The organism is Aeromicrobium sp. Root495 (genome assembly GCF_001426755.1).
GTDB lineage: Bacteria > Actinomycetota > Actinomycetes > Propionibacteriales > Nocardioidaceae > Aeromicrobium.
In genome coordinates this window covers 2,255,541-2,269,886 of the sequence record NZ_LMFJ01000001.1, presented here as the reverse complement: position 1 = coordinate 2,269,886, position 14,346 = coordinate 2,255,541, and the positions used below count along the sequence as shown (strand labels likewise).

The window sequence follows — 14,346 nt, the reverse complement described above, 5'->3', positions numbered from 1 at the left end:
GGCTTCAGCAGTGCCGGAAGACGTAGCCCTTCGTGCCGCGCGGCACCACGTCACGGTCCCGCAGGAGGATGGCATGCCGGCCGCCGCGGTCGGCGCAGGCCGTCCTGTAGGCGGCCTTCCCGTTGTCGGTGTACTCGATCTCCACGAGCCTCGAGCCGTAGAGCTTCGTGTACGCGCCGCACTCCCGGTAGACCTGGCACTCCTCGGCCACCGCGAAGTCGAGGCCGAGGGCCTTGCCGTCGAGCTCGGGGGTGTTCTTCTGGCCGAGGGCGAGTCCTGCGGCGTGGGCCTCGGTGGCCAGTCGGCGAGCCATGTCGGCGGCCTGCGCCTTCGTCATGAGCTTCGAGGAGCGGGTCCAGGAGTCGAGGTTGTCGGCCTCGACCGCCTCGTAGCCGTCGCGGGCGCACCCGGCGAACCATCGGCGGTTGACCCGCTGCAGCTCGCGGCGCCGGTCGGCGGTGCGCAGGTCCATCAGCACCTCGTCGGGCCAGCCCGGGTCGTGGACGAGCGTCGAGCCCTTCCTCAGCAGGAGCCTGGGGTGGTGCTTCTTCCACCAGCTGAGCGTGCCGGGCTGGGTCTGGAAGGAGTTGACGTAGCAGATCGAGTACCGTCCGGCGGCCTTCGTGGTGCGGTCCCGGACGACGACGGTGACGTCGTCGGCCGGCCTGTAGCTGCCGCCCAGCTGGTAGTCGACGACGGCGCCGTCGGGAAGCGGCTGCACCGTGGGGCCGGCGGCCTGGGCGGCCGAGCCGGTGAGGACCGTGAGGAGCAGGGCGAGAGCGGCGAGCAGGCGGGTCACGAGGAGCGCTCCGAGGGCGGTGTCCAGGACTGGCGGACGCGGGTGGGGGCGACGAGGAGCCACGCGTCGGTCACGAGCTCGCGCAGCTCGGCGGCGTCGGCGCGGTGGAGGTGGACCAGCACGTAGTCGTAGCCGTCGTAGTGCGGGGTGGTGAAGTAGGCGGGGTCGTCGCCCTCGACGAGTGCGACCTTGTCGTCGGCGGAGCAGCGCAGCGCCAGTGCGCCCTCGGCGTCGGTCCGCAGCCGCCCCACGAGCTTGCCCTTGACCTTGAGTGCCGGTGTCCCGTACGACGTGGACTCCTCGGTGTCGGGGAAGGTGCTCCCCGCCCAGCTGACCAGCTCGTCCCACTCCATGGGCACATCCTCCCACCCATGGGGAGCGCGGTCCTCCGGTCGGCTCAGGCCTCGTCGCGGCGGCGGCGTGAGGCGAGCACCCGGTCCGCGATGCCGGCGTCGTCGGGATAGACGACCTCCTCGAGCACGAGCCCGTGGGCCGGCATGACCCGGACGCGGGAGTCGCGCTCCCTCCCCTGGAGGACTCCGAGGGCCCAGGCGGGCTCGTCACGGCCGTCGCCGACGGCCGTGAGGGCGCCCATGAGCGCTCGCACCATGGAGTGGCAGAAGGCGTCCGCGCGGACCGTCGTGGTGACGAGTCCGCCCTCGCGGACGGTGGAGAGCTCGAGGAGCGTGCGGATGGTGGTGGCACCGTCGCGCCTGCGGCAGAAGGCGGCGAAGTCGTGCTGACCGAGCAGCAGCTCGCCGGTCACGTTCATGCGATCGACGTCGAGGGTCTTGCCCCAGGGCACGACGTGGTTGCGCACGATCGGGTCGATCCCGGCGGGGTCGTCACTGATCCGGTAGGCGTAGCGGCGCTCGAGGGCGGCGAACCGTGCGTCGAAGCCAGGCGGTGCCTGCGTGACGGAATGGATCGTCAGGTCCTCCGGCAGGAGGCTGCGCAGCCGTCGGCCCAGCTCGCGGGGGACGACGTGGTCGGGGAGGTCGACGTGGGCCACCTGGGCCCGCGCGTGCACCCCGGCGTCGGTGCGACCGGCGCACTGGACCATCGGCGGGGTCGGGAGGCGCAGGATCTTGGCGATGGCCTGCTCGACGGTCTCCTGGACCGTGCGGTGGCCGGGTTGCGTGGCCCAGCCGCGGAAGCCGAGGCCGTCGTAGGAGAGGTCGATCCGGAGTCGCACGGTGGGGAGTTTAGTCGTCGGGACGAACGAGAAATGCGCCGCCTTCGACCTTCCGACGGTGCGGTCGGGGTCGAGGGCGGCGCAGGTCCGGGATCAGGCCCAGCGCTCCGAGGAGGGCGGGAAGACGAGGTTCCGCTCACCCGTGTAGATCTGCTTGGGGCGCGCGATCTTCTGCTCCTTGTCGTCGACGAGCTCGACCCACTGCGCCAGCCAGCCCGCGGTGCGGGGGATGGCGAAGAGGACCGTGAACATCTCCGGCGGGAACTCGAGCGCCTCGTAGATGAGGCCCGAGTAGAAGTCGACGTTGGGGTAGAGCTTGCGCTTGACGAAGTACTCGTCCTCGAGCGCGACCTTCTCCAGCTCCTGCGCGATCTTGAGCAGCGGGTTGACCCCGGTGACCTCGAAGACGTCGTCGACGGCCTTCTTGATGATCGTGGCCCGCGGGTCGAAGTTCTTGTAGACGCGGTGACCGAAGCCCATGAGCTTCTCGTCGCCCTTCTTGACGCCCTCGATGAAGCCGGGGACGTTCTCGACCGTGCCGATGCGCTTGAGCATCCGCAGCACGGCCTCGTTGGCGCCGCCGTGCAGTGGGCCGAAGAGCGCCGCGATGCCGCCGGAGACGGCCGAGTACGGGTCGACCTGGCTGGAGCCGATGGAGCGCACCGCGTTGGTGGAGCAGTTCTGCTCGTGGTCGGCGTGCAGGATGAACAGGACCTCGAGGGCCTTGGAGAGGCGCGGGTCCGGGTTGTACTTCTGCTCGCTCATCTTGAACAGCATCGCGAGGAAGTTCTCGGTGTAGGTCAGGTCGTTGTCGGGGTAGACGTACGGCTTGCCCTGCGCGTGACGGAAGGCCCATGCGCCGAGAGTGGGCATCTTGGCGATGAGGCGCACGATCTGCTCGTGACGGACCTGCTCGTCGCTGATGGCGCGCGCCTCGGGATAGAACGTGGAGAGGGCGCCGACGCTCGAGAGCAGCATGCCCATGGGGTGCGCGTCGTAGCGGAAGCCCTGCATGAGGCTCTTGAGGTTCTCGTGCACGAACGTGTGGTAGGTGATCTCGTGCACCCACTGCGCGTGCTGGTCCTCCGTGGGCAGCTCACCGTGGATGAGGAGGTAGGCGACCTCGAGGAACGTGGACTTCTCGGCCAGCTGCTCGATGGGGTAGCCCCGGTACTCCAGGATCCCCTTGTCGCCGTCGATGAAGGTGACGGCGCTGCGCGTGGAGGCGGTGTTGGTGAAGCCCGGGTCGTACACGGCCAGGCCAGGCTCGTCGTCGGACTTCCCGATCTTGCCGAGGTCCGCGGCACGCACGGTGCCGTCGGTGATCTCGAGCTCGTACTCCTCGCCCGTACGGTTGTCGCGGACGGTCAGTGTCTCTTCGGTCACGATGGGTCTCCTGTGCCGGCTGATTTCTGAGGCCCGCGATGGTGTGCGGACCTCATGTTCAACCTATCCCCGGTAGTGAGGACATGCTCAGTGGGGGCCGTCACAGCGGCGGTGCAGCAGAAGCGCAGCAGCCCCGTTTTGACCCGACACCTTCCCGCCCGTTACTCTTGAACGTCGTTGTGTCCTGCGTCTTCACGCGGACCCGACTGCCCCAAGCCACAGTTCCGAAACACGAGAAGGTCTGCCGTGCCCACGTACAGCCCCAAGCCCGCCGACATCACGCGTCAGTGGCACGTCATCGACGCCGAAGACGTCGTCCTCGGACGCCTGTCGGTCCAGGCTGCGACGCTCCTGCGTGGCAAGCACAAGGCCACCTTCGCCCCGCACGTCGACGGCGGCGACTTCGTCGTCATCGTCAACGCGGAGAAGGTCGCCCTCTCGGGCAACAAGCGCACCGACAAGCTGGCCTACCGTCACAGCGGCTACCCGGGCGGACTCAAGTCCATCGCGTACGGCGACCTGCTCGACAAGGACGCCCGCAAGGCCATCGAGAAGTCGGTCCGCGGCATGCTTCCCAAGAACCGTCTGGGCGACGCCCTCATCAAGAAGCTCAAGGTCTACTCGGGCCCCGAGCACCCGCACGCCGCGCAGAACCCCCAGCCTTTCGAGATCACGCAGATCTCCCAGTGACCAACCAGATTCCAGAGAAGAGCAGCACCGTGGCCGACACCACCGAGAACGCCGACTTCGAGACCAACGCCGAGGGCGTGGCCTACACCTCCGAGAGCAGCCCGTCCGCTGACGCGCCCCTGGCGCCCGCGACGATCGCTCCCGGTGCGGCCACCGGCCGCCGCAAGGAGGCGATCGCCCGCGTGCGCATCGTCCCCGGGACCGGCCAGTGGGTCGTCAACGGCAAGCCGCTGGAGGAGTACCTCCCCAACAAGCTGCACCAGCAGATCGCCAAGGAGGGCCTCGAGGCCCTCGGCCTGACGGACCGCTTCGACGTCGTCGCCCGCGTCACCGGTGGCGGCATGACCGGCCAGGCCGGCGCGCTGCGCCTCGGTGTGGCCCGCTCGCTCAACGCGATCGACGAGGAGACCAACCGCCCCGTCCTGAAGAAGGCCGGACTCCTCACGCGCGACTCGCGCATCAAGGAGCGCAAGAAGGCCGGTCTCAAGAAGGCCCGCAAGGCTCCTCAGTACAGCAAGCGCTGATCAGCAGCTGCTGACGTCGTGGGGCGGATCTTCGGCACCGACGGGGTCCGTGGGCTCGCCAACCGTGATCTCACGGCCGAGCTCGCGCTCGACCTCGCCGTGGCAGCGGCCCACGTGCTGGGCGAGGTCGGCGTGTTCGCCGACCAGCGACCCACGGCGGTCGTGGCGCGCGACCCGCGGGCCTCGGGCGAGTTCCTCGAGGCCGCGGTCGTGGCCGGCCTGGCCTCGGCCGGCGTCGACGTGCATCGCCTGGGCGTGGTGCCCACGCCGGGCGCTGCGTTCCTGACGGCCGAGCTCAAGGCCGACCTGGGCGTCATGATCTCGGCCAGCCACAACGCGATGCCCGACAACGGCATCAAGTTCCTCTCGCGCGGCGGGCTCAAGCTCGACGACGCGATCGAGGAAGCCATCGAGGACCGGCTCGAGGAGCCCTGGGACCGTCCCGTCGGGGGTGCGGTCGGTCGCATCGGCGACAGTCACGTGGGCGTCGAGGTGTATGTCAAGCACCTCGTGAGCACGGTTCCCGTCCGCCTGGACGGCCTGACGATCGTGCTCGACTGCGCCAACGGGGCCGCCTACGAGGTGGGTCCCGAGGTGTTCCGTCAGCTGGGCGCGCAGGTGGTCACGATCCACGCCGAGCCCGACGGCATCAACATCAACGCCGACTGCGGCTCCACCCACCTCGGCGATCTCCAGCGTGCCGTCGTGGAGCACCGGGCCGACGCCGGCTTCGCCTTCGACGGCGACGCCGACCGCTGCCTGGCCGTCGACGCCACGGGGCAGGTGGTAGACGGAGACCAGATCCTCGCGATGCTGGCCCTCGCCTTCCGCGACGCCGGGCGACTCGTCGACGACACCGTCGTCGCCACCGTCATGAGCAACCTGGGCTTCCTTCGCGCGCTCGAGGCCGAGGGCCTCACGGTGATGCAGACGGCGGTCGGCGACCGCTACGTGCTGGAGGCGATGCGCCGTGGCGGATTCTCCCTCGGTGGGGAGCAGTCCGGTCACGTCATCATGAACGACTTCGCCACCACCGGCGACGGCGTGCTCACGGCCGCGCACGTGGCGGCGCGCATGGCAGCCACGGGTCAGACGTTGGCGCGGCTCGCGTCGGTCGTCACCCGCATGCCGCAGGTGCTCGTGAACGTGCCCGACGTCGACAAGTCCCGCGCCGACACCGACCCCGTCCTGCTGGCCGCGGTGAAGGACGCCGAGGCGCATCTCGGAGTCGAGGGGCGGGTGCTGCTGCGTCAGTCGGGCACCGAGCCGCTCGTGCGGGTCATGGTGGAGGCCGCCACCCTGGAGCGGGCCGCCGAGGTCGCCGACCAGCTGGCCGGCGTCGTCCGCACCTCGCTCGCACTCTGACTCAGCCCCCACTCACGTCGGTCGTTCTGCGGGGCCCGGACGGTGCGAGGCGGCGTCAGGAGAAGGCGGCGCGGCGGCGGACGCCCGTGAAGCTGATGAGCCACAGGACCGTGGACAAGATCACCAGCATCACGAGGCAGGCGATCCAGATGCCGACCTCGTGGTTCCACAACGCGTCGTGCTGCTCAGGCGGCAGGGCCCGGTTCAGGTCCGTCGTCGCCGCCGCTGCTGCGTATCCCCACCGTCCCGGGGCCAGCCAGGCCAGCTGCTCGAGCCCCAGTCGTCCGGCGATGGGGAAGAGGCCGCCGCACAGGACGAGCTGCGCCATCACCAGCAGCACGAGCGGCGGCGTGGACTGCTCCGGGTTGCCGAGCCGGGCGGAGACAGCGAGCCCCAGGAGCATGCAGCACACCGACGTGGCCGAGACCGCGACGAGGATCTCCGCGGCCGCCGGCATGAAGAAGATGCTGTCCGACGGGTCCTTCTTGAACAGGAGCACGACCGCGACGAGCAGGATCGACTGGACCACGACGACGGCGGCCAGCACCGCGGTCTTGGCGATCAGGTACGACAACGGGGGAAGGCCGGCGTCCCGCTCGTGCAGGAAGATGGCACGCTCCCCGACGAGCTCACGGATGGAGCCGGCCAGGCCGAGGAAGGCCGCTCCGATCGTGAGGATGGCGAGCAAGCGTCCGGGATTCGGGTCGGGCTCGGTGCCCAGCGGCGCGAGGCCGTGCGAGCCCGGGACGGCCAGCGCCAGGACCGCGAGCAGCACGGGCATGCCGAGCGTCAGGGCGACCAGAGGCTTGTCGGCCAGGATGAGCCGGACGTGACGACTGGCGACGGTGAGTGCACGACGGGTGATCTGGCCCGCGTCGAGCGGCGGAGCGGGCACGTCGAACGACGCCGTGGACGCCGGTCGGTCGATCCGGTCCCGGCCGGGGGTCGCCGGCGTCGGGACCGCGAGGTCGGTGAAGACCTCGGCCCACGACGCGCGGCCGAAGTGTCCGAACACCTCGGACGGCGGGCCGCGGAACGCGACGGTGCCACCGGCGCGCAGGACGATCACCTCGTCGACGAGGTCGAGGTGGTCGAGGTCGTGCGTCACGACGAGGACCTGCTTGCCGTCGTCGGCGAACTGGCGCAGGAGCTGCATGATCTGCAGGACCAGCGAGGGATCGAGGCCGGAGGTGGGCTCGTCGAGGATCAGCATGGTTGGCTCGGTGAGGAGCTCCATGGCGATGGCGACGCGGCGTTGCTGCCCACCGGAGAGCCGGTCCACGGGCGTCTCTGCGTGCTGCGTGAGCCCGAGCTGGTCCAGCACCTCGTCGACCCGGGCGTGGCGTCCCGTCACGGTGACGTCGTCGGCGAACCGCAGCCGCGCGGTGTAGTCGAGGGCCTGGCGTGCGGTGAGCTTGCCGTGGGCGATCGTGTGCTGGGGAACGACGCCGATGTCGCCGCGGAACGCCTGGCGCTGGCTCGCCATGCTGGCCTCGCGGAAGTCGACCGAGCCCGAGGTGGGGCGCACCTGCCCGGTCAGGAGTCGGAGCAGGCTGGACTTGCCTGCGCCGGAGGGGCCGATGACGGCCACGACCGACGGCTCCTCGACGGCGAAGGAGACCTGGTCGACGATGCGTCGGCCGGAGCGGATGGCGAGCACGGCGTCGCGCACCACGAGGCCGCCGGCTGACTCGGGCACGAGCCCGCCGCGCTGCACCCGGAAGTGCGTGTTCCCGATGAGGACCTTGTCGCCGTCGACGATCCGCTGCTGCGCGACGGCCGAGCCGTTGACGATCGTCTGGTTGGTGCTGCCCAGGTCGATGATCCAGCGTTCCCCGTGCCGGGTCTCGACGCGGGCGTGCCGGGTCGAGACCATCGGGTCCTCGAGACTCAGGTCGTTCGAGACGTGCCGACCGATCGTCACCGTCCCGCTGGTCGTGCCCGGCAGCGCTGACGACGGCGCCCGGAAGGACTCGTCGGCCGGGACCAGGGTCCGCCGGTCCAGGGTGTGGCTCGCCAGCGGGTCCACGAGGTCGAGACGGATGAGCGGGGCGTCGGCCGGGTCGCCGAGCAGGACGTCGTGGGCGTCGACGAGACTGACGCGCTGGATCTCCTGCCCATGGATCCAGGTGCCGTTGGCGCTGCCGAGGTCCTCGAGCACCCACACCCCCTCGTGGACGACTCGCGCGTGCCGGCGCGACACGAGGTGGTCAGGGACCACCACGTGGCCGGCGGGGTCGCGGCCGATCACGACCTCCTGGCCGGGCGTCACCTCCAGGACGACGGCGCCATCGACCGTGATGCGGACGGCCCTGGGGTCGGTCATGGGTCAGCGCTTGCCGGTGAAGGGGTCCTGCGCGTCGAAGGCCCAGCGGCGGAGCGTGAGCGTCGCCGCGCCCTCGGCCGTCTCACCCGTGGCCGTGTAGAAGTAGCCACCGCCGAGCGACTCGAGCCCCAGGGCGGCGTCGAAGCGCCAGCCGCGGACGCCGGTGCCACCGTCGCGCAGACCGTCCGGCGCCAGCTTCACGACGGAGCCGGTCTCGCCGCCCAGGCCACGGAGCTTCTGCGTGGTGGCCGGCGTGCGCGCCGGGATGCTGAACAACGTGTAGTTGGGGAACGACGGCTTGGGGCCCTCGTAGACGGCCAGGAGGTACCGGTCCAGCCACGGGTCGAACGCGAGGTTCTGCACGCCGTACCGGGTGTTGCCGGTGTAGACGAAGTACTTGCCCGCGGGGCTCTCCGGACCGTCCGAGGCCGGCGAGCTGCTCACGGGCTGGGCGTACTCGGCCAGCGTCGCGGGCGTGAACTGGAGCAGCACCTGGTAGTCGTTGTCGGAGCGGGCCTCGTTCTCGAAGATGCCGTAGGCGACGGTCACCATCTCCTCGTCGGAGCCGTCGAGGGCCGGTCCGAGGGCGATGCCGTCGATGCCACTCGTCCCGTAGCGGTGGTCGGGCGTCTCCGCGACGTCGCCGTCGAACGTCCCGTCGCCGTTGACGTCCTCGAGGTAGTCGTTCGTGACGTCGGGCATGTAGACCATGGAGACGCCGTCGGTCTCGTCGGCCCGCTGTCCGAGGCCCGTCAGGTCCTTGCCGTCGATGACGGCCAGGAAGAAGCCGTTGATGTCCTTGCGGGTGAGCGATCCGTAGATCTTCCCGCTCTCGGCGTCCAAGGTCAGGTCGCCGAGGTGGCCGCCGAGTCCCGTCACGCTGGCGACGACGTCGCCGGAGAAGTTGGTCTTGTAGAGCCAGTCCTTGAAGGACCAGTAGATGAACTTGTTCTCACGGTCGACGACGATGCCCTGGACGTGCTCCTCCGGGGGCGCTGACGCGATCGACACCGTGGAGGGGAGGCCGGCAGGACGCCGGCCGAAGGTGGGTGCCTGCGGTGCGGCCTCGGGGTTGACCGACGCCGAGGGCTTCGCTGCGCCGGACTTCTTGGCGTCGGCAGCGACCGGCTGCTGGTCGTCGGAACCGGAGCGGCTGACGGCCCACACGACGCCCGCGACCAGGGTGGCGGCGAGCACGAGGCTCGTCGCAGCAACGGCGAGGACCGTGCTGCGCCTCCGGGCCTCGGAGGTGGCGGCCTCCTCGAGGGGCGCGGAGCCCGGAGGGAGCGGAGGAGCGCCGGCCGCCGGGCGACGCCTGATCTGGGTCGAGTCGTCCGGCAGATCGACCGGCGCCGCCGAGGGGCGGGGGGTTCGGATGACGGTGGGCTCGTCCGGTGTCGGCACGGTGCCGGCCCCGGTGGCCAGGTCGTGCAGGAGCTCGTGGGCGCTCGAGTAGCGGCGGGCCGGATCCACCGCGAGGCAACGGCCGAGGATCGCGGCAAGGTCGGTGCTCACCGGGACGCCAGTGAGATCGACGTCCTCGTGCGAGAACGCGCGCCGCATGATGGTGGCTGCGGTGTCGGACGAGCTGGAGCGGAACGGCGTGGCGCCGGTCAGGGCCTCGAGGAGCGTCGCGCCGAGGGAGAAGATGTCCGAGGCGGGCGAGGCCTGGGAGTCGAGCAGCACCTCCGGAGCCAGGTAGGCGATCGTGCCGGACATGGCTGCGGTGGAGGTGGCGCCGGTGCGTGCGGTGACCTTGGCGATGCCGAAGTCGGCGAGGATGGGGTTGCCGTTGCGGGAGTAGAGGATGTTGGCTGGCTTGACGTCGCGGTGCAGGAGTCCGGCGTCGTGGGCGTGGGCGAGGGCGGTGCCGATGTGGAGGGCGACGTCGCGTGCCTGGGTCTCGTCGATGTGTCCGGTGGAGCGCATGCGGTCGCGCAGGGTCCCGCCGGGGGCGAACTCCATGACCATGTAGGGGTCGCCGTCGGGGGTGGTGCCGGCGGCGAAGACGGAGACGATGTCGGGGCACCAGTCGAGGCTTCCGACGGCGGCGCACTCGCGTTCGAAGAGTCTGAGCTCTTCGTCGGTGACCTCGGCGACGCGCAGGACCTTGACGGCCACGGTGCGGTTGAGGGCGGGCTGTCGGGCCTTGTAGACCTGGCCGAAACCGCCACGGCCGATGAGCTCGGCGTCCTCCAGGCCCGGGATCCCCAGGTCGACCACGGCATGCCCCACTTCGCTTCGGTGTGCCCGCTCGACCGGGCGCAGATGGGTCGAAATGTAGCGTCCGTGACGACGAGGCGGCAGCCACTTGTCGAAAACACCGACAGCATCACGTCACACGCAGGGTGCGGCAGCGTTCGTGACGACCGGGCGGCAGCCACGTGTCGAAAAGATTGACGAGTGAAGGGCCGAGGGCCTGAGGGTAGGGAAGGGTCGTAATCACTGTGATCCCGGCTGCTGCGAGCAGATGGTGTCCTACCGTGCGAAGGATCCCCCTCCCGAGACGGAGCTCCTCATGAAGTCACCCCGGATCCTGCTCGTCACGGCCCTCGCCGTCGCAGGACTCAGCACCACACTCCTCGTGGCACCGGCCGCCCAGGCCGCCGGCTCCACCCACCTCACCCTCACGTACACCAAGGCCATGAAGAACGAGCTCAACAACGCCCGCGGGACGCTCACGACACCGGTCGAGCGCACCGTGAAGCTCCAGTACCGGAGCGGGACCACCTGGAAGACGCTCAAGAGCACCACGAGCGCGTCGGACGGGACCTTCCAGTTCGCGTTCCGGCTCCAGGGCACCAAGGCGCTGCGGTTCCTCGCTCCCAAGTACCCGTCGCACGCCACGATCACGGGCACCGTGCGGACCGTCACGATCGTCGCCCAGACGGGCAAGCTCCTCGTGACGCCGGACTCGCAGTGCACGTTCTTCGCGACCGACCGGACCGCGGTCGCCTCGTTCACACCGGCCCGCCCGGGACGCAAGGTCACGTTCCAGACCAACGTCGGCTCGATCGTCGGGTACCAGGACGGTCGCGGCAACGTCGCGGTGACCATCCCGGCCGGCAGCTCCGTCTTCAGCTACAAGGCCTTCGCCATCGCGGCGGAGCGCAACGGCGCGGCGGCCAAGACGTCGAACGGCTACACGTACGCCACCACGTCCTGCACCTTCACCCCGCTCTGACCGGAAGTCTGGTCGGAGCCCGTGGCGGGCCGGTCACATCTTGCGGAAGCGCACCCACTTGACGGAGTGGTCGGCGTCCTTGCGCAGGATGAGGTCGGCCCGTCCACGCGTGGTCTGCACGTTCTCGCGCAGGTTGGGCCAGTTGATCGTGTCCCACAGCTCGCTCGCGCGCGCCACGGCCTCGTCGTCGGTGAGGGAGCTGTAGCGGTGGAAGTACGAGGCGGGGTCGGTGAACGCCGTCTTCCGCAGGGCGAGGAACCGGTCGACGTACCAGCGTCGGATGTCGCGGCTCGAGGCGTCGACGTAGATGCCGAAGTCGAAGTAGTCGCTCACGGCCGCGCCGGGGCTGCCGTCGCCGCGATCCTTGGCGGGGGCCAGCACGTTGAGGCCCTCGATGATGACGATGTCGGGGTGCTCGACGGCCACGACGTCGTCGGTGCGGTCGTAGGTGAGGTGCGAGTACACCGGCGCCTCGACGCGGTCGACGCCTGACTTCACGTCGATGACGAACCGCAGCAGGGCCTTGCGGTCGTAGGACTCCGGGAAGCCCTTGCGCTGCAGGATGCCGCGACGCTCGAGCTCTGAGTTGGGGAGCAGGAACCCGTCGGTGGTCACGAGCGAGACGCTCGGGTGGCCGGGTCCGTGGGCGAGGAGGTCGCGCACGATGCGGGCCGTCGTGGACTTGCCCACCGCCACCGAGCCGGCGATGCCGATCACGAAGGGCGTGCGCTGGGGCTGCGGGTTGCCGAGGAACTTCTCGGTGGCGCGGTAGAGGCCCGTGGCGGCCCGCAGGCGCAGGGCGATCAGCTCGGTGAGCGGCAGGTAGACCTGGCGCACCTCCTCGAGGTCGAGCTGGTCTCCGAGGCCCTTGACCTGGTCGATCTCCTGCGCCGACAAGGGCAGCGGCGCGTCGCCCGCCAGGGCCGCCCACGCCGCGCGATCCATCTCCACGTACGGAGACCGCTCCCGACTCATGCGCGCCATTGTTCCCGTACCACCTTCCGTGCCATGCACTCGGTACCCTGGACAGCATGTGCGGAATCGTCGGGTACGTGGGTCATCGCCAGGCACTCGACGTCGTCATGGGGGGTCTGAAGCGGCTTGAGTACCGCGGCTACGACTCGGGCGGCGTCGCGCTGGTCGACGGCGACCACATCACGTGGGCCAAGAAGGCGGGCAAGCTCTCCAACCTCGAGGGCGCGCTCAAGGAGCGAAGCATGCCCGCGTCCACCACCGGGATCGGGCACACGCGCTGGGCCACCCACGGCGGCCCCACCGACGTCAACGCCCACCCCCACCTGGACTCCTCGGAGCGGGTGGCCATCGTCCACAACGGCATCATCGAGAACTTCGCCGAGCTCCGGGCCGAGCTGGAGAGCTCGGGACGCGAGATGGTCTCCGAGACCGACAGCGAGATCGTGGCGCACCTCGTCCGCGACCAGCTCGACGTCACCCCGAACCTGACCGACGCCGTGCGCGCGGTCTGCGCCCGGCTCGAGGGCGCCTTCACCCTCGTGATCACCGATGCCGAGCAGCCCGACGTCGTCGTGGGCGCGCGCCGCAACTCCCCGCTCGTCGTGGGGCGCGGCGACGGTGAGAACTTCCTGGGCTCCGACGTCGCGGCGTTCATCGACTACACGCGCGACGCGGTGGAGCTGGGCCAGGACCAGGTCGTCACCATCACGGCCGACGGGATAGACGTCGTCACCTTCGACGGCGAGCCCGCCGAGCACCGCGACTACCACGTCGACTGGGACGTCTCGGCGGCCGAGAAAGGTGGTCACGAGTGGTTCATGCTCAAGGAGATCGCCGAGCAGCCCCAGGCCGTCGCCGACACGCTCCTGGGTCGTCGTGACCCCGACGGACGGCTCGTGCTCGACGAGATGCGTCTCTCCGACGACGAGCTCCGTGACATCGACAAGATCATCGTCATCGCGTGCGGTACCGCCATGTACGCGGGCCTCGTGGCCAAGTACGCCATCGAGCACTGGACGCGCATCCCGTGCGAGGTCGAGGTGGCCAGCGAGTTCCGCTACCGCGACCCCATCATCGACCGCTCCACGCTCGTGGTCTCCATCAGCCAGTCCGGCGAGACCATGGACACCCTCATGGCCATCAGGTACGCACGCCAGCAGCGCGCACGGGTCCTGAGCATCTGCAACACCAACGGCTCCACCATCCCGCGTGAGTCCGACGCCGTCATCTACACGCACGCGGGGCCCGAGATCGCCGTCGCCTCCACCAAGGGGTTCCTGTCCCAGGTGGTCGCGTGCTACCTGCTCGGCCTGTACCTGGCTCAGGTCACCGGGGCCAAGTACGGCGACGAGATCAGCTCGATCATCGCCGAGCTGGAGGAAGTCCCCGCCGGGATCCAACGCCTCATCGACGACGCGGGACAGGTGCGGAAGCTGGCCGCCGACCTCGAGTCCTCACGGTCGTTCCTCTTCCTCGGCCGGCACGTCGGCTACCCCGTGGCCCTGGAGGGCGCGCTCAAGCTCAAGGAGCTGGCCTACGTCCACGCCGAGGGGTTCGCTGCCGGAGAGCTGAAGCACGGCCCCATCGCGCTCGTGGAGGACGGGACACCGGTCTTCGTGGTCGTCCCGCCGCGAGGGCGCGACCAACTGCACGAGAAGGTCGTCTCCAACATCCAGGAGGTCCGCGCCCGCGGCGCCCGCACCATCGTGCTGGTGGAGGACGGCGACGACTCGGTCGTCCCGTACGCCGACGAGGTGATCCGGCTGCCCAAGGTGCCCACGCTCCTTCAGCCGCTGGTCGCCACGGTGCCGTTGCAGATCTTCGCGTGCGAGCTCGCGCAGATCATGGGCCACGACGTCGACCAGCCGCGCAACCTCGCCAAGTCCGTCACCGTGGAGTGAC

At 70.0% G+C, this 14,346-nt stretch carries 12 protein-coding genes; 5 read left to right on the top strand and 7 right to left on the bottom strand.

The annotated features are described in order from the left end of the window. Positions 1-4 precede the first annotated feature (4 nt). The 4 genes from ASD11_RS11280 to ASD11_RS11265 all read right to left on the bottom strand — a co-directional run bounded on the left by ASD11_RS11280 (position 5) and on the right by ASD11_RS11265 (position 3,380). Positions 5-799, bottom strand: coding sequence for an endo alpha-1,4 polygalactosaminidase (locus ASD11_RS11280; RefSeq protein WP_056287183.1), 795 nt, complete (start codon positions 797-799; stop codon positions 5-7). After that, on the bottom strand, positions 796-1,152 hold the full coding sequence (locus ASD11_RS11275) for an MmcQ/YjbR family DNA-binding protein (RefSeq protein ID WP_056287178.1): 357 nt from the start codon (positions 1,150-1,152) through the stop codon (positions 796-798). The genes ASD11_RS11280 and ASD11_RS11275 overlap by 4 nt, the downstream gene beginning before the upstream one ends. Positions 1,153-1,196: 44 nt before the next feature. Continuing rightward, complete coding sequence (truA, locus tag ASD11_RS11270; protein WP_056287176.1) at positions 1,197-1,994, bottom strand: tRNA pseudouridine(38-40) synthase TruA; 798 nt, start codon at positions 1,992-1,994, stop codon at positions 1,197-1,199. 93 nt (positions 1,995-2,087) lie between these two features. Then, positions 2,088-3,380 (bottom strand): citrate synthase, encoded by a 1,293-nt coding sequence (locus ASD11_RS11265; protein ID WP_056287173.1) that lies wholly within the window; start codon positions 3,378-3,380, stop codon positions 2,088-2,090. Between the two features lie 246 nt (positions 3,381-3,626). Between ASD11_RS11265 and rplM the strand changes: the two genes are divergently transcribed. Genes rplM through glmM form a run of 3 tightly spaced genes read left to right on the top strand, consistent with a single transcriptional unit; the run spans position 3,627 to position 5,959 of the window. Next, positions 3,627-4,070, top strand: coding sequence for a 50S ribosomal protein L13 (rplM, locus tag ASD11_RS11260; protein ID WP_056287171.1), 444 nt, complete (start codon positions 3,627-3,629; stop codon positions 4,068-4,070). A gap of 8 nt (positions 4,071-4,078) precedes the next feature. Further along, on the top strand, positions 4,079-4,594 hold the full coding sequence (gene rpsI, locus ASD11_RS11255) for a 30S ribosomal protein S9 (RefSeq protein ID WP_442854197.1): 516 nt from the start codon (positions 4,079-4,081) through the stop codon (positions 4,592-4,594). A gap of 18 nt (positions 4,595-4,612) precedes the next feature. Continuing rightward, on the top strand, positions 4,613-5,959 hold the full coding sequence (gene glmM / locus ASD11_RS11250; RefSeq protein ID WP_056287167.1) for a phosphoglucosamine mutase: 1,347 nt from the start codon (positions 4,613-4,615) through the stop codon (positions 5,957-5,959). Between the two features lie 55 nt (positions 5,960-6,014). Here the strand turns inward: glmM and ASD11_RS11245 are convergent, their stop codons facing one another. Together ASD11_RS11245 and ASD11_RS11240 are read right to left on the bottom strand one after the other, a co-directional pair. Next, positions 6,015-8,285, bottom strand: coding sequence for an ATP-binding cassette domain-containing protein (locus ASD11_RS11245; RefSeq protein ID WP_056287165.1), 2,271 nt, complete (start codon positions 8,283-8,285; stop codon positions 6,015-6,017). Between the two features lie 3 nt (positions 8,286-8,288). After that, complete coding sequence (locus ASD11_RS11240; RefSeq protein ID WP_056287162.1) at positions 8,289-10,508, bottom strand: serine/threonine-protein kinase; 2,220 nt, start codon at positions 10,506-10,508, stop codon at positions 8,289-8,291. 295 nt (positions 10,509-10,803) lie between these two features. Between ASD11_RS11240 and ASD11_RS11235 the strand changes: the two genes are divergently transcribed. Continuing rightward, positions 10,804-11,469, top strand: a complete 666-nt coding sequence (locus ASD11_RS11235; protein ID WP_156464688.1) for a hypothetical protein — start codon at positions 10,804-10,806, stop codon at positions 11,467-11,469. A gap of 33 nt (positions 11,470-11,502) precedes the next feature. On the opposite strand, the gene coaA is transcribed toward ASD11_RS11235, so the two are convergent. Beyond that, a complete protein-coding gene (coaA, locus tag ASD11_RS11230; protein ID WP_056287157.1) occupies positions 11,503-12,453 on the bottom strand; it encodes a type I pantothenate kinase in 951 nt (316 codons plus the stop codon). 47 nt (positions 12,454-12,500) lie between these two features. Between coaA and glmS the strand changes: the two genes are divergently transcribed. Beyond that, a complete protein-coding gene (gene glmS / locus ASD11_RS11225) occupies positions 12,501-14,345 on the top strand; it encodes a glutamine--fructose-6-phosphate transaminase (isomerizing) (protein ID WP_056287154.1) in 1,845 nt (614 codons plus the stop codon). Position 14,346 lies beyond the last annotated feature (1 nt).